The sequence below is a fragment of the Collinsella intestinalis DSM 13280 genome, from assembly GCF_000156175.1.
Classification (GTDB): domain Bacteria; phylum Actinomycetota; class Coriobacteriia; order Coriobacteriales; family Coriobacteriaceae; genus Collinsella; species Collinsella intestinalis.
Genome location: NZ_GG692710.1, coordinates 1,406,752 through 1,429,334, shown reverse-complemented (window position 1 = coordinate 1,429,334; position 22,583 = coordinate 1,406,752). Strand labels below are relative to the sequence as shown.

The following is a 22,583-nucleotide window of genomic DNA, read 5'->3' as shown; positions in this document are numbered from 1 at the left end:
TATTGAGGGGCCCGTTCCGGTCCGACGGCCTTGTATGCATAGAGCCATTTTTCCACAGTGCCTACGGGAATGCCGAGCGAAGATGAGACGGAGCGCTTGCCGAACCCCGCCTCGAAGAGCTCCAAAGCCCTTTCCCTGACCTCAATACCGTGCCTTAACCTTTTAGCGTTTTGCATGAAGAAAGTTTCCCATTTCTCGTTGTCCAAGAAATGGGAGGCAGTTCAATCCAGGGACGCCCGTCAGCAGACTTCAGGTCGGCAGGAATCTGGCTATGCGTCGATGGCCGCCTTGAACCAAGAGGTCAGGCTCGTGGGGTGCGTGATGGCGGTGCCCACGACGACGGCCCATGCCCCGGCATCGATTGCAGCGCGGGCCTCGGCGGGCGTATGGACATGGCCCTCACAGATGATGGGCAGATCAGGGAACTCGGCCGTGGCCTGGCGCAGCAGCGGCAGATCCGGGCCCTCATCGAGCGTGGTGTCGATTGCGGGCTTGTTGTGCGAGAGCGTGGTGGAAACCAGATCGAAGCCCAGCTCCACAGCGTGACGAATGTCCTCGATGGTCATGCAGTCCGCCATGAGCAGGACGCCCTCCTCCTGCAGCGGGCGCACCGTATCCTCGAGCGTCTTGCCGTCAGGGCGCGGACGATCGGTGGCGTCGATGGCGACGATGTCAGCACCAGCGGCAACGCAGGCGCGCGCATGGCGCAGCGTCGGCGTGATGTAGACACCCTCGTGCCCGTCCTTCCACAAGCCGATGACCGGAATCTCGACGCGGCCCTTGATGGCCGCGATATCGGAGAGGCCCTGGCAACGGATGGCCGCGGCGCCGCCGAGCTCGCAAGCACGGGACATGCTGGCCATGATCTCCGGCGTACGCAGGGGCTCACCGGGGTAGGCCTGGACACTCACGACGAGCTTGCCCTTGAGCGATTCAATGATGGGATGCATGCGCTCCCCTTTCGGATTGAAGATCCAAGCGCTAAAACGGCCCGATCGCACCTGTGCGACCGGGCCGGGGCGCTTACATTACAAAGATGCCAGCAGATGCTCGGCGGCGCCGATCAGCGGGGCATCGCCCTCGAGCTCGCCGATCAAGATCGGGGTCTCGAGAAGAGGATCGAGCGCCTGGCTCGCGTAGCCCTCCGCCACACTCGTCTTCCACGTCTCGCTGCGCCAGTCGGGACCCTGATGGATAACACCACCGGACAGCACGATGACCTCGGGATCGAGGATGTTGGCAAGCGAACCCAGGCTCGCACCGAGCGCGAAGCCCGCCTCGTGAATCACGGAGATCGCGCGCTCATCACCCTGGCGGCAAAGGTCGTTCACATCGCGACCGACCGTTGGACGGGACTCATCAACGCGTCCGTAGCGCTCCTCGAACATGCGGCCGATGGACGTACCGGAGGACACGGATTCAAGATGCCCGGAGCGACCGCAGGCGCACGGGATCCCCTGTGCACTCGTCGACTCGATGTGACCCATGTGGCCGGCAGCGCCATGGAAGCCGCGCATCACACGGCCATCCTCGACGTAGGCACCGCCGATACCGGTGCCGATACCCAGGCAGAGCACAGAATAGCGGTCACGGCCGACGCCCCAATGGGCCTCGCCCAAGCCATGGGCCTGAACGTCGCCAACAACGGCGACCGGCATCCCAAGAGCCTCGCGTAGGCGAGGACCGAGCTCGATGCCGCTCCAGCCGGGCATGATCTCGTTTGCATAGGCGATGGAGCCGGTCTTGGGGTCGACCACGCCGGCAGCGGCCACGCCGACGCCGATCACCTTGCGGTCTGGGTCGCTCGCAAGTGCCTCTCGAATCGCACCCTCGATGCGGGAGTACACAGCCTCCCCGCCCTCGGAGGGATTCGTGGGCACCTCGGCAGAATAGACGGGATGCGGACGGGAGCCGTCCGCGGGATACTCCATGATGGCGCTGGCGATCTTGGTGCCGCCGATATCGACGGAGCACACATAACGCGTATCAGCCATAGTTGCCTCCAATTAGAGCAGACCGCACTCGACGAGAACGTTGCGAATGGCCTCGACATTGGCGCCGGAAAGAGCCTTGACCGGACGAAGCATCTGATTGGACTCGAAGACACCCATGAGCTGCAGGGCGGTCTTGAAGGCACCGACGCCGGCGCCGTAGCCCTGCACGCCGTCCGTGCAATCGAAGATGTGGGAGAGCTCGTTGAGCTTGTCCTGCTCGGCCTTGACCGTGGCCCAGTCGCCTGCCTCGGCGGCCTTCCACATGCGGACGTAACCCTCGGGGTCAACGTTGCCCAGGCCGGGGACGGAGCCGTCCGCGCCGGAGAGATACGCGCCGTCGACGACGATCTCGTGGCCGGTGAGCAGGCTCATCGGGTGGCCGAGCTTCTCATTCTCCTGGCAGAGGTAACGGAAGGAGATGTCGTCGCCAGAGGAGTCCTTCACGCCGGCGAGCACGCCCTCGGCGCCGAGCTTGGCCAAAAGCTTCCAGGGAAGCTTGGTGTGCACGCAGACGGGGATGTCATAGGCGAAGATCGGAAGGTCGAGCTCCTCGTGGAGGATGCGGAAGTGCTCCTCGACCTCGGCAAGGCCGCCGAGGGCATAGAAGGGGCACGTGGCAACCAGGACATCGGCGCCGAGCTCCTGCGCACGGCGACCATGCTCGAGCACGCGCTCGGTCTCGGTGTCGATGATGCCGACGAACACGGGTACACGATGATCGACGATACGGACCGCCTCGCGGACGACCTCATCGCGGCGCTCGTCGGTGGAGAAAACGACCTCGCCGGAAGAGCCGAGGAAGAACAGGCCGTCGACGCCTGCCTCAATCATGCGGTTGATGTTGCGCTCAAAGGAAGCGACGTCGAGCTTGCGGTCCTCGGTGTCGGGGACGACGACCGGCGGGATGACGCCACGGTAGATCTTATTTGCCATGAGGGTATCTCCTTATGTTCGCTGCCCGAGCCTCGCCCGGGCACAGTAGATGAACGAGAAGGGCGCCCCGCCGCGCATGCGGCGCGGCGCCCAAATCCCGCGATGCGACGGTTTCGGAAGCTCACTCCCGAAACCGAGGCACCCGGAATCAAGCCGCTATTTTCCCAAGTTGGGATGGAGCAGCGAAGGCGCGGCCCCGAGCAGCATCTTGGTGTAGGGATCCTGCGGGTTCTCGAAGACCTGCTTGGCAGGGCCCTCCTCCATGATCTGACCATGGTTCATGACCACGATCTTGTCGGAGATGTAACGGACCGTCTGGATGTCATGGGAGATGAACATCATGGACAGGCCGAGGTCCTTCTTGAGATCGGTGAGCAGGTTCAGGATCTGAGCGCGGACGGACACGTCGAGGGCCGAAGTCGGCTCGTCGGCGATGATCGCATCGGGCTTGAGAGACATGGCACGGGCGATGGCCACGCGCTGGCGCTGACCGCCCGAGAGCTGGCCGGGCATGGCGCGCAGGGCGCTCTTGGGCAGACCGACGAGCTCGATGAGCTCCTTGATGCGCTTCTCCTGCTCGGCCGTGCTGCCGACCTTATGGACCAGCAGCGGGTCGAGGAGCTGATCGTGCACGATCATGCGGGGGTTAAGCGCGGTAGCGGGGTCCTGGAACACGACGGACACGACGCGACCCATCTTCTTGCGGAGGTCGGACGTGCGCTTGGTGACGTCCTCGCCCTTGAAGTAGACCTTGCCGGACGTCGGCGACTGAAGGCCGCACATGACGTTGGCGGTAGTGGACTTGCCGCAGCCGGACTCGCCCACGATGCCGATGGTCTCGCCGGGCATGAGCTTGATGGTGACGTGATTGACCGCGTGCACCAGATTGGGGTGCAGCAGAGAACCGGTGCGCGTCTTGAACGTGACGGAAATATCGTCGAGGAAGATGATCGGCTCCTTCTGGGCGTCGCTCATCTACATCACCTCCTGCTCGGTAGCGGCCACGCGCTCGAGGTACGGCGTGAGACCGTTCTCCTTGAGGTAGGCGTCAGGCAGCTCGGAGAAGCGGTGGTTCTTCCCGGGGAGCTCCTTGATAACGGGATGGACATCGAGGCCCAGCGTGGGGTGGCTCGAACGCGGAGCGAAGCGGTCGCCACGCGGGAAATCCTGCGGCGACGGCACGGAGCCGGGCACCTGGTGCAGGCGGGAGCCGTCCTTGGCGCCCTCCTCGATCGAGAGCACGGAGCCAAGAAGGCCGCGGGTGTACTCGTGGATCGGGTTCGTGAGCAGCTCGGTGGTGGGAGCCTGCTCGATGACCTGGCCGGCGTACATGACCGTGATCTCGCTGGCGACCTCGGCGACGAGAGCCAGGTCGTGGGAGACGAAGATCATCGCGAAGCCGAGCTTGGCCTGGAGATCGTTCAGAAGCTTGATGACCTGCTTCTGGACGGTCACGTCCAGAGCGGTGGTGGGCTCGTCGCAGATGATGAGCTTGGGGTCGCGGGTCAGGGCCATGGCGATGAGCACGCGCTGGCGCTGGCCACCGGAGAGCTCGTGCGGATAGCTCTCGAGCGTGCGCTTGGGATCGAGGCCGACGAGCTCGAGGAGCTCCTCAGCGGAACGGGTGCCGCCGCGGCTCGTGAGCTGCTTCATCTGGGTGGAGATAAGCATCGACGGGTTCAGGGAGGACAGGGCGTCCTGATAAACCATGGCGATCTCATGGCCGAGCAGCTTGCGATGCTCGTCCTTGGTGAGCTTGAGCAGGTCGGTATCGCCGAAGAGGACCTCGCCGGTAACGGTCTCGTTGGGGTCGGTGAGGCTCATGATCACCTTGGTGGTGATGGACTTGCCGCAGCCGGACTCGCCGACGAGGGCCATGCACTGGCCGGGACGGACCTCGAAGCTGACGTTGTCAACGACCTTGACGTCGCCATGGGTGTCGAACTGGATGCTCAGGTTCTTCACCTGGAGCAGCGGCTTGACGGACAGGTCGGGCACATGGCGATCGGTGCGCTGCAGCTCGACCTCGCGCAAAGCGGCCAGACGGCGGTTGAGGCTCTCGGCCTGCTCGGCATAGGCGCGAACGGGGTCGGAGGCGAGGATGTCGTCGGCGCGACGGGTCTCGACGTCCTCGTCGTCGCTGGCGACCATGGCGCCGGGCTTGGCGGCCATGGCGTCGGTGAGGCCCTCGGAGAGGATGTTCAGCGCAAGGCAGGTGACCATGATGGCGATGCCCGGGAACAGGGCCTGCCACCAACGACCGGCGAGCACGCCGCCGCGAGCGTCGGCGAGAATGTTGCCCCAGGTGGCGGTGGGCTCGGTGATGCCGGCGCCGATGAAGGTCAGAGAGGCCTCGAAGATGATGGCGTCGGCCACGAGGGTCACGGTGAAGACCATGATGGGCGCGATGCAGTTGCGCAGGACGTGCTTGATGAGGATCCACGGAGCCTGGGCACCGGAAACGATGACGGCACGGACATAGTCCTCACCATACTCAGACACGATGTTCGCACGGACGATACGCGCGATCTGCGGCGTGTACATGAAGCCGATGGAGAAGATGATGGCCGGAACCGAATTGCCGAGGATCAGCACGAGGACGGCGGCCAGGGCGATGCCCGGGACGGACATGATGATGTCCAGGACGCGCATGATGACCTCAGAGACGCTCTTGCGGGCGACCGCGGCGATGGCGCCGACGATCGAGCCGAAGAACAGAGCGAACAGGGTCGCACCAAAGCCGATCACCAAGGAGTAGCGGCCACCGTAGAGCATACGGGAGAGAATGTCGCGACCCTTGTCGTCGGTACCGAACAAAAAGCCGTTGCCGGGAGCCTGGCGGGCGGTGAAGATCTCGAGCGGATCGTGCGGGGCGATCAAGGGAGCCAAGATCGCGGTAAGCGCCACCAGGATAAGGAGAATGAGGGAGATCTTGCTGCTCATCCTCATGTTCTTGAAACCGCCGAACTTCATGCCCTTGGAAGCAGCTTCCTCGAGCTTGGCAGTTTGCTCTTCACGAATCTTAACCATGGCCTACACCGTCCTAATGCGCGGGTTGATGAGCAGATACAGCATGTCGACCACGATGTTGATGATGACGAAGGCCAGGGCCACAACGATGACGACGCCCTGGACGAGCATCGTCTCGCCACCGGTGATGCCGGCGAGAATGGCCGTGCCCATGCCGGGCAGGTTGAAGATGACCTCGATGACGACGGCGCCGCCCATGAGGTAACCGATCTTCAGGCCGAGCGTGGTGACGGGCGTGATCAGCGCGTTGCGCAGCACATTGCGGGCGATGACGACAAACTCGGGCAGGCCGCCGCCGCGGGCGGTGCGGACGTAGTCCTTATCGAGCTCCTCGACCATGGCCGTACGCACGATACGGGTCATCTGGCCCGTGAGCGGGAACGCAAGGGCGATGGCCGGCATGAGCATACGGGCCATATACCCACCGGGGTTCGCAGTGAAGTGCGGCAGCGGACCGGACGCGGGCAGCACACCCATATACGAAGAGAACAGCAGGATCAGCAGGACGGCGAACCAGAAAGACGGCGTCGCGATTCCCGCAATGGAGAACACGCGAATCAGCTGATCGGGCCACTTATCGCGATACAAGGCGGCGATGACGCCCAGCACGAACGAGACGACCGCGCCGATGATGAGGCCGATGAACGTCAGCTGCATCGTGACGGGCAGGGCGGTGGCGATACGGTCGACGACAGGCGTGCGACCGGCACCATACGTGCCGAGGTCGCCGTGGAGCAGGCCGCCAATGTAGTTGACGTACCGCTCGGGCAGCGGGTCATTCAGACCCTGATCTTCCATGTACTGCTCGATCGCTTCCTGCGAGGCGCCCTCTCCAAGGGCGTTGCGGGCAGGAATACTCGGATCGGTGAACGACATAAGGCCGAACACAAGCAGCGTGACACCCAGTGCCATGATGGGCAACGCGACGAGGCGTCGTCCGATAAGGCGCAAAAGGTTATTCACTTCTTCCCCCTCTACATTCCAAAAGCCTTGTGGGGGGCTCGGGTAGAACACGTCACCCGAGCCCCCCACGCTCTTATATCCTATTCGCGTCCAGACAGACGGAGCGGATGCAAGTGTTTACGCCGATATTACTCGGTAACCGTGGCGCAATCGATGAAGGACATACCGGTGGTGCCGATGCCCTTGAAGCCGTCGATGCGGACGCCCTCGCCGTTGGGGGTGTCGCGCCAAGAGGCGGTCACGGTCTTGACCTGGAGCACCGGGTACAGGACGGCCTGCTCGGCGATCATGTCGAAGCACTTGTTCCAAGTCTTCTGCTGATCGTCACCGGTCTGGCCAAGAGCGGAGGCCATGAGCTCGGTGAGCTCCTTCCACTCAGCGGACTCGCTCCAGCGAGCGCGGACCTTCATCCAGGCGTTGTCACCGTACCACCAGTTCATCAGCAGGTCGGGGTCGGCGCCGAAGCAGGAAGGATCGCCAGGGGCGAGCAGGAGGTCGAAGTCGCCGCCGGCGTCGATGTCGGCGTAGGTGTCGGCGGTGGTGCGGGTCACGATCTCAGCGTCGAAACCGAGCTCCTTGAGGTCCTGCTGAACCTGGACGGACATGCTCTTGACCTGCTCGTTGTCGGTGGTGAGGAGCTTGATGGAGCCACCGGTCACGCCGGCCTCCTCCAGGAGCTTCTTGGCCTTCTCGACGTCGTGCTTGTAGACGACGGAAGCCTCGTTGTAGTTGGTGTAGGACTTGGGCAGGTAGCAGGTAGGGGCGGTGGCGAGGCCGGCGAAGGCGTTCTCGATCATCTTCTCGTAATCGAGAGCGAACATGACGGCCTGACGGGCCTTGACGTTGTCCCACGGAGCCTTCTGGGTGTTGAAGAGCATGAAGCGGGTGCCAAAGCCATCAACGGTATCCATCTGGCAGCCAGCGTTCTGAAGCTGGTCGACGGCGTCGGCGGTGACCATCTCCATAACGAGCGTGGTGCCCTCCTGCTGGGCCTGAACACGGGCAGTCGGGTCGACGAGGATGTCGATGTGCAGCTTCTCGTCCTTGGCAGGGTGATCGCCGTTGTACTCCGGGTTCGGAACCATCTCGACCTTGGAGTCATCGATGACGTCGTACATCCAGGGGCCGGAGCCGACGGGCTTGGCGGTCATGTCCTCCTTGGTGGAAGAGGCGGGAACGACGCGAACGATGGCGAGGCGCTCCTTCAGCAGGGAGAAGTTCGGCACGGTCGTCTTGACGGTGACGGTGGTGTCGTCCTTGGCCTCAACGGAGGCGATGGGGGCGAGCATCGGGATGTAGATGTTGCCCTCGGCGGTGGAGCGCAGGAAGGAGTCGGCGACGTCGTTGGCGGTCACCGGGGTGCCATCGGAGAACTTGGCGTCCTTGCGCAGGGTGATCTCGTAGGTGGTGTCGTCGACCTGCTTGGGATCGTCGGAGGCCAGCTCGTTGAAGACGCTGTAGTCGTGGAAGTCGAGGCCGTACAGACCCTCGACGACGTGCCAGTTGGTGCCGCAGGCGAGAGCGGAAGAGGTGCTGGAAGGATCGAAGTTGGTGGTGGTGTAGGCAGAGCCGGCGGTGATCACGCCGCCGCCCACAGTACCGCCAGCCGCAGGAGCGGAGCCTGCGGGCTTGTCGCCACCGCCGCAACCGGCGAGACCAAGGCCAGCGACGGCGGCAGCGCCACCGGCAAGACCGAGGAAGGAGCGGCGGGACACGCCCGTGTTCAGAAGATCGCGCATGGGAACTCCAATCAAGCGCTCGGCGCTGCGACTCGGCAGCGCACATTACAGACCTTTTCAAGCTTGATGGGTCATTCGTTTTTTGTGCGGCACCCGTCGATGAACGGTCATCCTTCCGCCCAGGCGGGAAAACGACCGTTCACGAGATTGTTGACATTCTTCCGGGATGGTATTAAAGACCATACCAGTTTTCCAGGAATACGCTTTATCATCCTAAAGTACCCTGGTATTTACTGGTTTTTGCTGGTATTAGAGCTGCCCCTCAAACTATATACATAGGCAGATAATTTAATACCACTTATTCACCTTCGGAAGCATCTTGCTCGACGCGCTGGGCCTCGAGTGCGCGGAGCGATTCGAACACCGAACGGGCCACCTCGGCAGGCACGCCGGGGACCTCCGCGATCTCGGCCTCCGACGCGGCGCGAAGGCGCTTCATGGAACCGAACCGCTTCATGATCGCCTTCTTCCGCGTGGGGCCGACGCCGGGGACCTCGTCCAAGACGGAGACGGTCATCGCCTTGCCGCGCAGCTCGCGATGGAAGGTGATTGCGAAGCGGTGGCTCTCATCGCGGACCTGCTTGATGAGATACAGAGACGCCGACCCACTGGGCAGCACGATCGGCGTATCGTCCCAGGGGACGAACACCTCCTCATCGGCCTTGGCGAGGCCACAGACTGGGATGTCGAGACCGAGCTCTTCGAGCTGCCTCATCGCCGCGGTGAGCTGGGGGCGGCCGCCATCGACCACCAGCAGGTCAGGTCTGCTGCCGAACCGCTCGTCGGCCATGCGCTCGGGAGCGTAGCGACGTCCGAGAACCTCGGACATGGAGACGAAATCGTTGGCCTCATCCAACTCCGCACGGATCTTGAAGCGACGGTACTGGCTTTTGTCGGGCTTGCCGTTCGTAAATACGACCATGGACGCGACGGTGAAGGCGCCATGCAGGGTCGAGATGTCGAAACACTCGATGCGCATCGGCGGCGCGTCCAGGGCCAACGCGCTCTCGAGCTGCAATAGCGCCTGATTGGTGCGATCGTCCGAGTACCCCGTCCGCATCATGTAGCGCATGAGGGCATGACGGGCGTTGCGCTCGGCCATCTGCAGCAAGCGGTGCTTCTCGCCACGCTGCGGGCGGTGCAGGCGGCACACGCGCCCCCTCTTGCCCGTCAACCACTCCCCCACCACGTCCGCATCCGGCAGCTCGATCGCAAGGTCGACCTCATGGGGGACGTCGGCCGTCTCATCGTAGTAACGCTTAACGAAGCCGGATGCCAGCTCGACCTCATCGACGTCGAAGCCCTTGTCCAAGATAAACTCGCAGGTTCTCTGCACGCGCCCCTCGCGCACGACGAACACGCAAGTACCGGCGATGGTCTCCTCACGATAGAAGCCGATGAGGTCCAAATCCACGCTCGTGGGAAACACGACCTGCTGACGATCATCCAGTCCGTCGATAACCTCAAGGCGACGTTTGATGCGCCCCGCACGCTCGAAATCGAGATCGGCGGCAGCCTCGGCCATATCGGCTTTAAGCTCATCGACGAGCTCGCGGCGTTGCCCGGATAGGAATCGCTCGACACGACGCACGTTCACGGCGTATTCCTCACGACCGATCATGCCGGCGCACACGCCGGGCCCGCGCCCGACGTGGTAGTCGAAACAGGGACGCCCCTGATTCGAGCAGATGAGCTCGATGACGTCGGTATCGTCCGGACGTTTTTCAAGCAAGCGGCGGACGCGCTTCCACTCGGCACACGAGGCCGTGCAGATCGGGCAGACCTTGCGGAGCGTGTCGATGGTCTCGCGGGCGGCGCGACTGTCCGTGTACGGACCGTAGTAGCGCGTGTCGGGGCGATGCTTCTCGCGCGTGTACTTGATGGCGGGGAATACGTCGCCACGCGTGATGGCGATGTAGGGGTAGGACTTGTCGTCCTTGTAGTCGACGTTGAAATACGGATGGTATTGGGCGATGAGCTCGCGTTCGAGAACGAGTGCCTCATGCTCGCTTTCGACGACGATGTAGTCGAAGCTCGCAACGAGCTGCATCATGAGCGGGATCTTTGCGCGATCGTCGGTCAGCGTGACGTACTGGCGCAGGCGAGCGCGCAGGTTCTTGGCCTTGCCGACGTAGATGACCTCGCCCGAAGCGTCTTTCCAAAGGTAGCAGCCGGGATCGTCGGGCACCTCGGCAACCTGTTCGACAAGGCTCGGGGCATGGTCGCCCCCCTGGGCGCGCACGTGCTCGGAGGCGGCGCGGGCGGAAAAGGGCGCAAGAGGCATGGAGCGGGAGGGCGGGGTATCGCCGGATGAGCGGCCTAGCATACGCGCCGGCCGAATTCCGCCCCGATGACAACATGCGAAGGGCATCCCTTGGGAGCGAGCGTTCTCATGGGCAGCCTACCGCCTCACGGCCCTTGCACGGGCGCGCAGCTTCTTGACGCCCTGCAGCGCAGCGTAGAACCCTCCCTTGATGGGGACGTCGCGGTCGGGGGCGATTCGAACCGTTCCCTCTTTGGCGAACTTCGTCTTGAACTCATTGAGATTCATGGTCTCTGGAGCGAACTCGCTGCCGATGCCCATAAGGTCGTAAGACGTGCAACCACGCTCGGCAACGTGCATCATCTCGAAATGCACCAGAGCGTCGGCGACATGCAGCCTACCCGCACCCGACACCGTGGCCGCGTAATACCGCGTTGCCACGGAACCCGAGATGGTCACAAGCGACCAGCCCACGAGCTCGCCATCGATACGGGCGGCATACACACGGCAGTGATCGGGGCCGAGCACCCGCATCATGTTGGCGTAATAGGAGCAAGGAGCCGGGACGAACCCGTCGCGCGCAGCGGTATCGCACATGATCTTGTGATATTCCTCAAAGGACGCGGCAGCGAGATCGGTCTCGTCGGCCATCGAAGCGGGGCACTCGCGCAGGGCCTTGCGGACATCGCGGCGGCCGCGCGGCTTCATGCGGGAGAAAATGGCCTCCTCGCCGCCGGACAGGTCGACGACGACGGTGGTGTCGTACGGCAGCGTCGAAAGGCACGGACGCGTCATGGGGAGTTCATGGTCGACGGCCAAGCGCATGAAGACCTGGGAACGGTCGGCCTGATTGATATGCGCGACGAGGGCCTCGAGAGCCTCCGCCTCGTCCTGGGCACTCGGCGCGGCGGCCCACACGGGGGCGTGGTGGGCGCGCAGGTAACGGTAACCATGCGTCTCATACTGCACGAAAGAGGCGAGCGCCGCCGTTTCGCCGTCGCGAAGCACGGCAACGTAACCCCACGGGGAGCGGCCATCGACGGTCGACTCGAAATCCTGCCACACGGGCAGCTGCTCAACGGGGATGTCGGCCCCAAGAGCCTCGAGAGCGACCTCGTACTCCTCGCGCGACAGTGTCTTCACCTGCATGCAATCACCGGTCCATATATGCCATATCCTCACGATACAGCGGTTAATCATATCCCACGGAAACAGGCGGACCGGTCGAACGCGAGCAGTTCTATTAAGAATGCATCGACGGCGCGCGTCTTTGTCGTGAGCTTGCGCGCGGCCCGCTCCGAGTGCGATAGAATCGCAGGATGTCCAGCGAACCAAGCGCGGCAATACCGCGAGGAGTCATCGGAGTGCCCATGCAGCCAACCACACCACGTACCGACTTCATTCCCGTCGTCCTCGGCGGAGATATCGGAGCTTACGCGCTGTGCCGTCAATTCCATGAGGCGTTCGGCATCCTCCCCATCATCATGAGCTCGGGGTTCGTCGGCATGATCCAGCACTCCCGCATCGTCGATCGACGCCTGGTCGCCTCCCTCTCGGCACACGACCTTCTCGAGGCGATCACCGCCATCGCGCTCGAAGACCGCGAGCGTCGCGTACTCGTCGTGGCCAACACGGACCCGCTGATCGAGGCGCTCGAGACGATTCACGAGAAGCTCCCGTTAAACGTCGTATGCCCCATCCCGCCCCGCGCCGCATTCGACGCCGTATGCGATAAGGACACGTTCGCTGAGCTATGTGCGGCGCACGGCCTCGAGACGCCGCGGACCGAAGTTGCACGCCTCGCTGGAGACGAGCCCATCGCGCCGTGCGCGATCCCCTTCCCTGTCGTCGCCAAGCCCTCCGTTTCCGCCGGGTACTACGACTTCCTCCTCAAGGGCTTCAAAAAGGTCTATTTCCTCTCCTCGCAGGCCGAACTCGACGAGTTGTGGCGCGACCTGAGGAACGCCGGCTTCACGGGTGACTTCCTCGTGCAGGAACTCATCGGCGGAGACGACACCCACATGGACTCGCTCACGCTCTATATCGGCCGAGACGGCGCCCCGCGCTTGCTCGGCGCCGCCCAAGTGCTGCTCGAGGACCACGCCCCGACGATGCTCGGCAACCCCGTCGCGATGGTCATCCGCGAGAAGCCCGAGCTATGGGAAAAGGCCTCCGCACTTCTCGCCGACGCCGGATACCGCGGCTTTGCCAATTTCGATATCAAGCGCTGCCCAGTGACGGGCCGCGAGGTCTTCCTCGACTGCAACCCCCGCATGGGCCGCAACTCCTACTACAACGTCGCAGGCGGCGTGAACCCCATGGAGGTTCTCGTCCGCGATGCCATCGACGGGATCATCGACGAACCGAGGCGCGCCGACAAACCGGCGCTCTATTCCCTGGTTCCCCTGCCCTTGCTCAAGCGCTACGTCCCCGCAGGCCCGCTCCTTGATGAAGTGAAAGACCTGGCGAGTGCCAAGCGCGTCTTCGACCCCCAGCGCTATGCCGCCGACGCATCATGGCGTCGCAGGCTCGATGTCGCGTTGACCGAGACCAATCAGTACCGGAAATTTGCAAAGTACTATCCGGAGCGCACCGACACTTCTTTCTAGAAACAAGCGCACAGCAGCCGCCCAAATTGCCGACATGAAAAAGCGGGACGCCGAAGAAGGCGCCCCGCTTTTTCAGATATCGACCGCGCGCAGCCCTAACCGCGGTGAAGCGCGCGCGACACGCGAGAGAAAAGCGCATCGAAAAACGGTGCTTCAGACCTGCCGAGCGCATACGCACTCCCATAGGCCACCAAAAGGGCCGGCAGGCCCGCAAAGGCCGCGTACACCAGGCCGCGCAGCATTGAGCCGCCCACCGGGCCGACAACCGTCGTGAGCAGCATGAGCAGACCGGCGCCGACGGCAGATCCCAGCAAGCCGAACACGAGCGCCCGCGCGCCCGAAAGCATGACGGAGGAGAACCCGAAGGATCCCACCTCGCGACGAATACTGAGCAGCGTGACAACATCGACGGCAAGGAAGTGGAAGGTGGAGCTCAGCGGCACAACATAGAGACCATAGACGGGCGTGAGGACGATACAGAACACCACCTGCGTGGCCGCCGCGACGCAAGCCGCAAAGGCATAGATCTTCATCTTCATGAGCGAGGAGCAGACCTTCTGCAGATAGGTCGAGAGCGCGTACAGTGGCAACGCGACGGCCTGAACCTGCAGGTACGTTGCAGTCATAGCCGCATCCTCGGCGTCGAAGCCACCGAGAAGCGCCACGAGGACCGGCGCGAAGACGATAAGCAGCAGTGCGCAGGGGATCATGGTGAAGATGATCTTGCGCATGCCGGATGAGAGTGCACGGCGATAGGCATCCATGCGCTCAGCGACGCGGTAGTTCGAAAGCTCCGTGAACATGGTGACCGAGATGGGGATGGCCAGAATCGAGAAAGGCAGCACATACCAGACGCGGGAATAGTACGCGATGGCGGCGCCGCTCGAGGTGACTTGGAGCGCGCAAGACGACTGGACGGCATTCGTGGGATACGACGCGAACGTGACGATCAACGTCGGAAGGCCGATTGCAAGCGTTTCGCGCAAAGCGGGGTCATGCAGGTCGATTTTGAGACGCAGCCTCACTCCATGACGGCGCAATGCCGGCAGCTGGATAAGCACCTGGGAGACCACGCCCAAGGGGTTGCCGACGGCCAGGATGATCAGTGCCTGGTCCCATGCGAGCAGTCCGCCTTTGACCACCAACGAGTACAGCATGAACGACGCGATGGTGATGATGTTGTTCACCATGGGGGCGGCATTGGAGGCGAAATAGTCGCGCTCCGCGTTGAGCACACCCGAAACCACCGAGGACACGCCATACAGGATGACCTCGAAAGCGAAGAAGCGGAAGAACCATACCGCAAGATCGAAATCGAAATCCGCGCTCGCGCCCGCCGATTGCGTCCAGATGATCGGACCGGCGAATATGAAGCTCAAAACCGAGAGGACGCCCATAATGACGAGCAGGATGGTGAGCAGATTCGAGGCGTACTCGGCCGACGCCTCACGGCCGCGATTGTTGCGGACGGAGAGGTAAACCGGCAGAAATGACGTGACGAGCATGCCGCCCATCACGAGCTCGTACAACATGTTCGGCATACCAGCCGCGACGGTGTAACAACTCGCAACAGACATAAGCGCCCCGGAAAGCGCATTGGCCTGCGCCATCGTCCGACCGAAACCGGTAATACGGCTCAGAATGACAAGGATGCTCGTCGAGTTGGCCTTCCGGGCGGCGAGGCGCTCGACCTCCTCCTCCGTCTCCTCGCGCAGGCACTCTTCAAGCTCGTCTTTCAAGGGGCTCTCCGCATGCGAATTCGACGACAGGCGAGAGCGCTTCGCGGCAGTGAGGTAAACGGCGGTCTCATCGGGTGACGTCGTACTCAGCGACGTCTCGCGACCACGCTCGGTGGACCCACGTTGCGCGGCGGCGAGAAAAACGGCGGTCTCCCCGGAAGAAGAGGAAGTCGCGTTACCGTGAGCAGCGTTTGGACGCACGCCCGATCCGGAACCCCTACCGTCACGGGGGGCAAAATGGGCACCTATTCTCGATTCTTCTCCTGGCATGCAATCAGCCTCTCAAGAAAAAGCGCCCCCGGGAATCCGGGGGCGCTTGCATTCACACATTCACGCCGTGCGGCCACCGCGCACACGGCTCGGCACTACACCGGCGAGCCGCCGCCGACGTAGTTGCCGCCAGCATAGAGGGATGCGACCACAACACCGACGCCGGGCATCGAAGCATGGACGTACCGTCCCCCGCCAATGTACAGACCGACATGGTAGATGGAGCTCGTGGAACCGCCATTACCCCAGAAGACGAGGTCACCGGGCTTGAGGCTGCCGATGTTGTACACCAGGTGTCCCTTGGAGCGAACCAAGTTGAACTGACTCCGAGAGCTATGCGGGATACCATAGCCGACCTGGGCGTAAGAATAGCTCGTGAGGCCGGAGCAGTCGAAGGCGTTGGGGCCGGATGCAGCCCACACGTAGGGCTTGCCGACCTGCGCGAGAGCGACATCGACAACGCTGGCGGGCGCATTGCCGGAGTTGGTGTTGCCGTTGTTGTTGGGCTTCTCAACGGGCTTGCTGGGCTTGTTGTTATTGCCCTGCTGCTGTTGTTGCTGCTGTTGTTGCTGCTGTTGTTGCTGCTGTTGCTGCTGTTGCTGAAGCGCCTCCTGGCGAGCCGCCTCCTCAGCGGCCTTGCGGGCGGCCTCCTCGGCAAGCTGATCCTTGAGCTGCGTGTCGAGGTTGCTGTAGAACGACTGCTGCTGGCTGACCTTCGAGCTGACCTCGGCCGTCTTGGACTCCTGCTCGGAAACGAGCTCCTTCTGACGGGCCTCCTGCTCGGCAAGCTCGGCCTGCTTCTGCTCGAGCTCGGCCATATCCTGCTTCACCTTGGCGATAACCTGGGCGTCGGCATCGGCGACCTTGTTCGCATAGAACGTGCGAGAGAAGAGATCGGCAAAGTCCGTGGAGCCCAGAACGATGGAGAGCAGGTTCGCGCCGCCCTGCTTGTAGGTGGAGGACACACGCTGGGCGATGACCTCCTGGCCCTCGGCGACCTCCGCCTGCTTCTTCTCGATATCGGCACGCGTCTGCTCGATCTGGCCCTGAACGGTGGCGAGATCGTCCTTCACCGTGGCGAGCTGGCTGCTGGCGAGCTCGAGCTCCATGGTATAGGTCTGGAGCGTGGCGTATGCGTCGTTGACGCGCTGCTGGAGCACGTCGGTCGGCTCTGCGAATGCGACCGCAGGAACTCCGGAAACCGAGAGCGTCGCGGAGAGTAGGCAAGCCGTGGCGATGACTGTGGTGCGTTTGAACTTCATGTCACGTCCTAACGTGTTCGGGTGCATCAAGGATACCAACCCCGACCCCTGAGCACCACCCAAAGCCGACGTGCGGCAGAATAGCTTCACAGGAACGGGCGGGACCTACCTTCGACAGATGTCCGCTGTAAGGGCGTTCAGGCAGGTCAACAGCGGCTCAACCGGCACTTCGAGCTGAATGCCGCGGCGCCCCCCGGAAATGTAGACCGCATCATACAACCAACATGTCTCATCGAAGATCACCGGAAACGGCCGCTTCAGCCCAATGGGCGAGCAGCCGCCTCGCACATACCCGGTCACCGCCGTCAGTTGTTTGGTGGGCAGCATCTCGAGCGACTTCTCCCCCGCCACCTTCGCAGCGGCCTTGAAGTCGAGCTCCTCGGCAACTGGCACGCAGCACACCACATGGTTGCCTGAGGGCGCCACTGTCACGAGCGTCTTGAATCCCTGTCCGGGATCCTCTCCCAGCTGCGCGGCAATAGACTCACCCAGACCACGGGCCTCCTCGCCGTCGTCCTCGTACGTGTGCAGGATATACGGCACGCCCTCGCGCTCCAACTCGCGCATTGCGTTCGTCTTTTGAACCTTGGGTGCCTTAGCCATCGATCTCGGCCATCCGTGCTCGGTCACGTTCAAGCAGGGGCGCCAGGAACTTGCCAGTGTAGCTCTTCTTACACGCAGCCACCTTCTCGGGCGTGCCGGACACCACGATGCGCCCGCCGCCGTCACCGCCCTCGGGACCGAGGTCGATGATGCGATCGGCCACCTTGATCACATCGAGGTTGTGCTCGATGACGAGCACGGTGTTGCCCGCGTCCACCAGGCGCTGCAGCACGTCGACGAGTTGGCGCACATCCTCGAAGTGCAAACCCGTGGTGGGCTCGTCCAGGATGTAGAACGTCTTGCCCGTCTGCTTGCGGTGCAGCTCCTTGGCGAGCTTCACGCGCTGGGCCTCACCGCCGGACAGCGTCGTCGCCGGCTGTCCGAGGCGCACGTAGCCCAGCCCCACGTCGTAAAGGGTCTGCAGCTTGCGCTTGATCTGCGGGATGTTGCCAAAGAACGCGAGCGCCTCGGTCACGGACATATCGAGCACGTCGGCGATGGTCTTGTTGCGGTAGCGCACCTCGAGCGTCTCACGGTTGTAGCGCTTCCCGCCGCACACCTCGCACGGCACATAAATATCGGGCAAAAAGTGCATCTCGATCTTGATCTGACCGTCGCCCTTGCAGGCCTCGCAGCGGCCACCGGGAACATTGAAGGAGAAGCGACCCGGCGAGTAGCCGCGCGCCTTAGACTCAGGCACGCTCGCGAACAGCGCGCGCAGGTCATCCCACAGGCCGATGTAGGTCGCCGGATTGGAACGCGGGGTGCGGCCGATCGGGCTCTGGTCGATATCGATGACCTTGTCGATCTGGTCGATACCCTCAATTGCCTTATAGGGACCCACGACGCGCGTCGAGTTGTGCACAGCGTTGGTGAGCGCGGGCGCGATGGTATCGGTCACCAGCGAGCTCTTACCCGAACCCGAAACGCCCGTCACCACCGTGAGGGTGCCGAACTCGATCTCAGCCGAGACGTTATGCAAGTTGTTGGCCTTGGCGCCCGTGATCTTGAGGGCCCCGCGACCGGGATTGCGGCGCTCCTCGGGCAGGCGCACCATACGGCGGCCGGAGAGGTAGGCGCCCGTAAGCGAGTCGGGGCAGGCCATGAGCTGCTCCGCCGTCCCGGCGCACACGACCTTGCCCCCGTGCTCGCCGGCACCCGGCCCCATATCAACCACGTAATCGGCCGCGCGGATCGTGTCCTCATCGTGCTCGACGACGATCACGGTGTTGCCCAAATCACGCAAACGCTCGAGCGTGGCGATGAGTCGATCGTTATCGCGCTGATGCAAGCCGATGGAGGGCTCATCCAGGATGTAGAGCACGCCCATGAGGCCCGCGCCGATCTGGGTCGCCAGGCGGATGCGCTGGGCCTCGCCGCCGGAAAGCGTCGCGGAGGCGCGATCGAGCGTCAGATAGTCCAAACCGACATCCACCAGGAAGCGAAGACGCTCGCCGATCTCCTTGACGATGGCGTGGCCGATGAAGGCCTCGCGCTCGGTGAGCTCGAGGGCATCGAAGAACGCGAGGGACTCACGGCAGCTCATGCAGCAAACCTCGTAAATGGACTTGCCGCCAACCGTGACGGCGAGCATCTCGGGGCGCAGACGGGCGCCGTGACACGTCGAGCAGGGCTCCTCGCGGATGTAACGCTCGAGCTTTGCCTTGGTGTTCTCGTTGGTCGTCTCGACATAGCGCTCGTACAGGATATTGCGCACGCCGGCGTACTTGGTGAACCAATGCGTGTCCCGGCCGTCCTGCGTCTTGTAATCGACGCGCATCTTCTTGTCGCCCAAGCCGTCGAGAAAAATTTTTCGCACGCGAGCGGGCAGGTCCTTCCACGGCGTGGTCGGATCGACTTTGAGATGGATGCACAGGGCACGGAAGATCTGCGGGTAGTAGTTTGACTTGCCGAAAAAACCGCCGAACACGCCCTCCTCGATAGAAAGGTTCGGATCCTCGATAAGGGCCTCGGCATCCACGACCTTCTTGAAGCCCAGACCGTCGCACTCGGGGCAGGCTCCGTAGGGAGCGTTGAACGAGAAGTCGCGCGGCTGCAGATCATCGATGGAGTGGCCATGCTCGGGGCAGGCAAGCGCGAGCGAATAGGTCAGCAGGTCGCCCTCGGTGCCCTCGGGCGCGTCCCGATTGGGCAGCAGATACACAGAGACATTACCATGAGCGAGCTTGGTTGCCTGCTCGACGGCCTCGGCGATACGGCCGAGGCTCGTCTCGCGAATCACGATACGGTCGACCACGACCTCGATGGTGTGTTTGAACTTCTTATCAAGCTCGATGGTCTCGTCCAGGCTGCGGACCTCGCCGTCGATGCGCACGCGTGAGAAACCCTCGGCCCGCAGGTCTTCGAGCAGCTTGACGAACTCGCCCTTGCGACCCTGCACCACCGGCGCGAGCACGAAGGCTCGACGACCCTGACCGGCGGCGAGAATCTTGTCGGCAACCTGGTCGGTCGTCTGGCGCTCGATCTCACGGCCGCACTCCGGGCAATGGGGCACGCCAATGCGCGCATAGAGCAGGCGCAGGTAATCGTAGATCTCGGTGACGGTGCCGACCGTGGAGCGCGGGTTTTTGGATGTGGTCTTCTGGTCGATGGAGACCGCCGGGGACAGGCCGTCGATCGAGTCGAGGTCGGGTTTGTCCATCTGGCCGAGGAACTGACGAGCGTAGCTCGAGAGGCTCTCAACATAGCGGCGCTGGCCCTCGGCGTAGATGGTGTCGAAGGCCAGGCTTGATTTACCCGAACCGGACAGACCGGTGATGACGACGAGCTGGTCGCGAGGAATCTCGACGTCGATGTCCTGCAAGTTGTGCTCGCGGGCGCCCTTGATGACGATGGATGAATCAGACATGGAATGTCCTTATCTGACGTGAAATCGGATATGACTCACGGACACATTCGTATCCAACCTGTTAGTGTACCGCCTTCAAGCCGCACGCCTGTTCGCCCGCGTCGCCGACACCGTTCCTGCACGGTTTGTTCGGTGCCGCCCCAACCCGACCGCCCGCGGCAGGCTGAGACTTTTACGTCGCGAACCCAGTGTCCCCAGCCCGCGCCCAGACATATTTCCGTAAGGCGTTTTGTGATGCCGAAGGCGAACCACGCCTGAAGGAATTATGTCCGGGCGCGGGCGATGGGCATAGAAAAAGCGGCCCGGGACGAATCTCGAGCCGCTGATTTGCCGTAGGTTGTACCGCGCGCTTAGCTGCGGGCGGCTCCGTCGACGGGGATGACCGCGCCGGTGACGTAGGAGCTCATCTCGCTCGCCAGGTAGACGAAGGCGTTGGCAACGTCCTCGGGCTCGCCGATGCGGCCCAGCGGGATGGTGGCGATCAGGGGCTGGATCATCTTCTCAGGCAGGGCTGCGACCATGTCCGTCTTGGTGATGCCGGGGGCGACGGCGTTGACGCGGATGCCCTTGGGCGCGAGCTCGCGGGAGAGGCTCTGGGTCAGGCCGTTGACGGCGTACTTGGAGGTCGGGTAACCGCAGCCGGAGGGCTGACCGTACTTGGAAACCATGGAGCTGGTGGTGGTGATGGTGCCGCCGTGACCAGCCTCAATCATGAGCTGCGCACCCGCACGACAACCGTTGAAGACCGCGGTGACGTTGAGGTCCATGATCTTCTTCCAATCATCGGCCGTGTAGTCGAGCAGCGGAGTGGACTGAGAGATGCCGGCGTTGTTGACGATGGTATCGAGGCCGCCCATGTCCTCAGCGGCGGCGCGGAAGGCCTCGGTAACGGCGTCGAGGTCGGCAAGATCGCAGGTGCGGCCCCAAACCTTGGCCTCAGGATAGGTGGCGAGCAGCTGCTCAACAGCCTTGTCGGCGGTCTCCTGGCGGGAGCCGAACACGGTCACAACCGCGCCTTCCTCGATAAAGCGAGCGGCGATGGCGTAGCCGATACCGCGAGTGCCGCCGGTGATGATTGCTTTCTTGCCTTCGAGCAACATGGGCATTCCTTTCGGACGTGGGGCGCGCACGTTCTTTCGCGCCCATCTTTTCAACCGTAGCCATTCTCCCCCAAAGATAAGACGGTTATTCGCCCTATGGGCTGACGTGATTCGGCAGACGGGCGCCAGGCCGATAAGGTCGGGACCGCATGCGCGTCACGGGTCGTGAGGCACCTCGACCGACCCCGCTCAAGCCGCTCGGCGAGGGTACAATGGAAAGGTTCCACCTGAAGGAAAGGAAGCACCCATGAGCTGTGAGCATGCAACCGCGGCGGGCGGCCAGACCGCCCCGCAGGAATTTGAAGAAAACAATCTGTCCGAGGTCAAGCGCGTCGTCGCCGTGCTGTCCGGCAAGGGCGGCGTGGGCAAGTCCCTCGTCACCGGCACCCTCGCCGTCGAGCTGGCGCGCGCCGGCCACAAAGTCGGCATTCTCGACGCCGACATCACCGGCCCGTCGATCCCCAAGATGTTCGGTATGAGCGGCCGCCACGCTATGGGGCTTGGCAACCTGCTGCTGCCCGAGATCTCCGACCACGGCGTCAAGATCATGTCGAGCAACCTGTTGCTCAAAAATGAGACCGACCCCGTCTTGTGGCGCGGCCCCGTCATCGCCGGCGCAATTCGCCAGTTCTGGAGCGAGACCTCCTGGGGTCCGCTCGACTACCTGCTCGTCGACATGCCTCCCGGCACCGCCGACGTCGCCCTCACCGTCTTCCAGTCGCTACCCGTCGATGGCATCGTCATCGTGACGAGCCCGCAGGACCTCGTTTCCATGATCGTCGCCAAGGCCGTGAACATGGCCGAGAAGATGAACATCCCCGTCCTCGGCATCGTCGAGAACATGGCATATGTCGAGTGCCCCGATTGCGGCAAGAAGATCGAGGTCTTCGGCCCCAGCAAGCTCGACGCCGTTGCCGAGCAGTACAACCTGCCGATCCTCGGCCGCATGCCCATCAAGCCCGAGCTCGCCGCCGCCTGCGACGACGGCGCCATCGAAACCGAACTGCCCGGCGGCCTGCTGCCCGAGGCCCTCGCCAGCGTCGAGGCGCTCCCCGAGCACGAGACCCCCGAACCCGATGCGGGCGCCTAGCATGGGCCGCCCTGCCACCATATCCACATCCTGCGACGCGCCGCTCTCCCCCGCGGAGGGCGGCGCGCCCATCTACGACGTCCTCGTCATCGGCGGCGGTGCGAGCGGACTTGCCGCCG

General features: G+C 63.2%; 16 protein-coding genes. 2 read left to right on the top strand and 14 right to left on the bottom strand.

What is annotated here, in order from left to right:
- Positions 1-269: 269 nt before the first annotated feature.
- The 9 genes from COLINT_RS06380 to COLINT_RS06340 all read right to left on the bottom strand — a co-directional run bounded on the left by COLINT_RS06380 (position 270) and on the right by COLINT_RS06340 (position 12,071).
- Positions 270-950 carry an N-acetylmannosamine-6-phosphate 2-epimerase gene (locus COLINT_RS06380; protein WP_006723632.1) on the bottom strand — a complete coding sequence of 227 codons (681 nt, stop codon included), beginning with the start codon at positions 948-950 and terminating at the stop codon, positions 270-272.
- A 78-nt stretch (positions 951-1,028) separates the two neighbouring features.
- Positions 1,029-1,994, bottom strand: coding sequence for an ROK family protein (locus COLINT_RS06375; protein ID WP_006723631.1), 966 nt, complete (start codon positions 1,992-1,994; stop codon positions 1,029-1,031).
- Positions 1,995-2,006: 12 nt separating this feature from the next.
- Positions 2,007-2,927: a dihydrodipicolinate synthase family protein gene (locus tag COLINT_RS06370; protein WP_006723630.1), complete on the bottom strand. Its 921-nt coding sequence runs from the start codon at positions 2,925-2,927 to the stop codon at positions 2,007-2,009.
- 156 nt (positions 2,928-3,083) lie between these two features.
- A complete protein-coding gene (locus COLINT_RS06365) occupies positions 3,084-3,902 on the bottom strand; it encodes an ABC transporter ATP-binding protein (protein WP_006723629.1) in 819 nt (272 codons plus the stop codon).
- Positions 3,903-5,957, bottom strand: a complete 2,055-nt coding sequence (locus COLINT_RS06360; RefSeq protein ID WP_006723628.1) for a dipeptide/oligopeptide/nickel ABC transporter permease/ATP-binding protein — start codon at positions 5,955-5,957, stop codon at positions 3,903-3,905. It abuts the gene before it with no gap.
- Between the two features lie 3 nt (positions 5,958-5,960).
- On the bottom strand, positions 5,961-6,920 hold the full coding sequence (locus tag COLINT_RS06355) for an ABC transporter permease (protein WP_039910419.1): 960 nt from the start codon (positions 6,918-6,920) through the stop codon (positions 5,961-5,963).
- A 128-nt stretch (positions 6,921-7,048) separates the two neighbouring features.
- Complete coding sequence (locus COLINT_RS06350; RefSeq protein WP_006723626.1) at positions 7,049-8,659, bottom strand: ABC transporter substrate-binding protein; 1,611 nt, start codon at positions 8,657-8,659, stop codon at positions 7,049-7,051.
- Positions 8,660-8,957: 298 nt separating this feature from the next.
- Entirely contained in the window at positions 8,958-10,943 is a 1,986-nt protein-coding gene (uvrC, locus tag COLINT_RS06345) for an excinuclease ABC subunit UvrC (RefSeq protein ID WP_006723624.1), read from the bottom strand.
- A gap of 117 nt (positions 10,944-11,060) precedes the next feature.
- Positions 11,061-12,071: a lipid II:glycine glycyltransferase FemX gene (locus tag COLINT_RS06340; protein WP_050750549.1), complete on the bottom strand. Its 1,011-nt coding sequence runs from the start codon at positions 12,069-12,071 to the stop codon at positions 11,061-11,063.
- Between the two features lie 221 nt (positions 12,072-12,292).
- Here COLINT_RS06340 and COLINT_RS06335 point away from each other — a divergent pair, with 221 nt between their 5' ends.
- Positions 12,293-13,531, top strand: a complete 1,239-nt coding sequence (locus COLINT_RS06335; protein WP_006723622.1) for a carboxylate--amine ligase — start codon at positions 12,293-12,295, stop codon at positions 13,529-13,531.
- Positions 13,532-13,626: 95 nt separating this feature from the next.
- Here COLINT_RS06335 and murJ read toward each other — a convergent pair whose 3' ends face one another.
- The 5 genes from murJ to COLINT_RS06310 all read right to left on the bottom strand — a co-directional run bounded on the left by murJ (position 13,627) and on the right by COLINT_RS06310 (position 21,374).
- Positions 13,627-15,270: a murein biosynthesis integral membrane protein MurJ gene (gene murJ / locus COLINT_RS06330; RefSeq protein WP_006723621.1), complete on the bottom strand. Its 1,644-nt coding sequence runs from the start codon at positions 15,268-15,270 to the stop codon at positions 13,627-13,629.
- A 365-nt stretch (positions 15,271-15,635) separates the two neighbouring features.
- Positions 15,636-16,802, bottom strand: a complete 1,167-nt coding sequence (locus COLINT_RS06325; RefSeq protein WP_006723620.1) for a C40 family peptidase — start codon at positions 16,800-16,802, stop codon at positions 15,636-15,638.
- 105 nt (positions 16,803-16,907) lie between these two features.
- Positions 16,908-17,405 (bottom strand): Cys-tRNA(Pro) deacylase, encoded by a 498-nt coding sequence (ybaK, locus tag COLINT_RS06320; RefSeq protein WP_006723619.1) that lies wholly within the window; start codon positions 17,403-17,405, stop codon positions 16,908-16,910.
- Positions 17,398-20,274 (bottom strand): excinuclease ABC subunit UvrA, encoded by a 2,877-nt coding sequence (gene uvrA, locus COLINT_RS06315; protein WP_006723618.1) that lies wholly within the window; start codon positions 20,272-20,274, stop codon positions 17,398-17,400. The genes ybaK and uvrA overlap by 8 nt, the downstream gene beginning before the upstream one ends.
- A 350-nt stretch (positions 20,275-20,624) precedes the next feature.
- Positions 20,625-21,374: an SDR family NAD(P)-dependent oxidoreductase gene (locus COLINT_RS06310; RefSeq protein ID WP_211203993.1), complete on the bottom strand. Its 750-nt coding sequence runs from the start codon at positions 21,372-21,374 to the stop codon at positions 20,625-20,627.
- A gap of 247 nt (positions 21,375-21,621) precedes the next feature.
- Between COLINT_RS06310 and COLINT_RS06305 the strand changes: the two genes are divergently transcribed.
- Complete coding sequence (locus COLINT_RS06305) at positions 21,622-22,464, top strand: Mrp/NBP35 family ATP-binding protein (RefSeq protein ID WP_006723615.1); 843 nt, start codon at positions 21,622-21,624, stop codon at positions 22,462-22,464.
- The last annotated feature ends 119 nt before the right edge of the window (positions 22,465-22,583 follow it).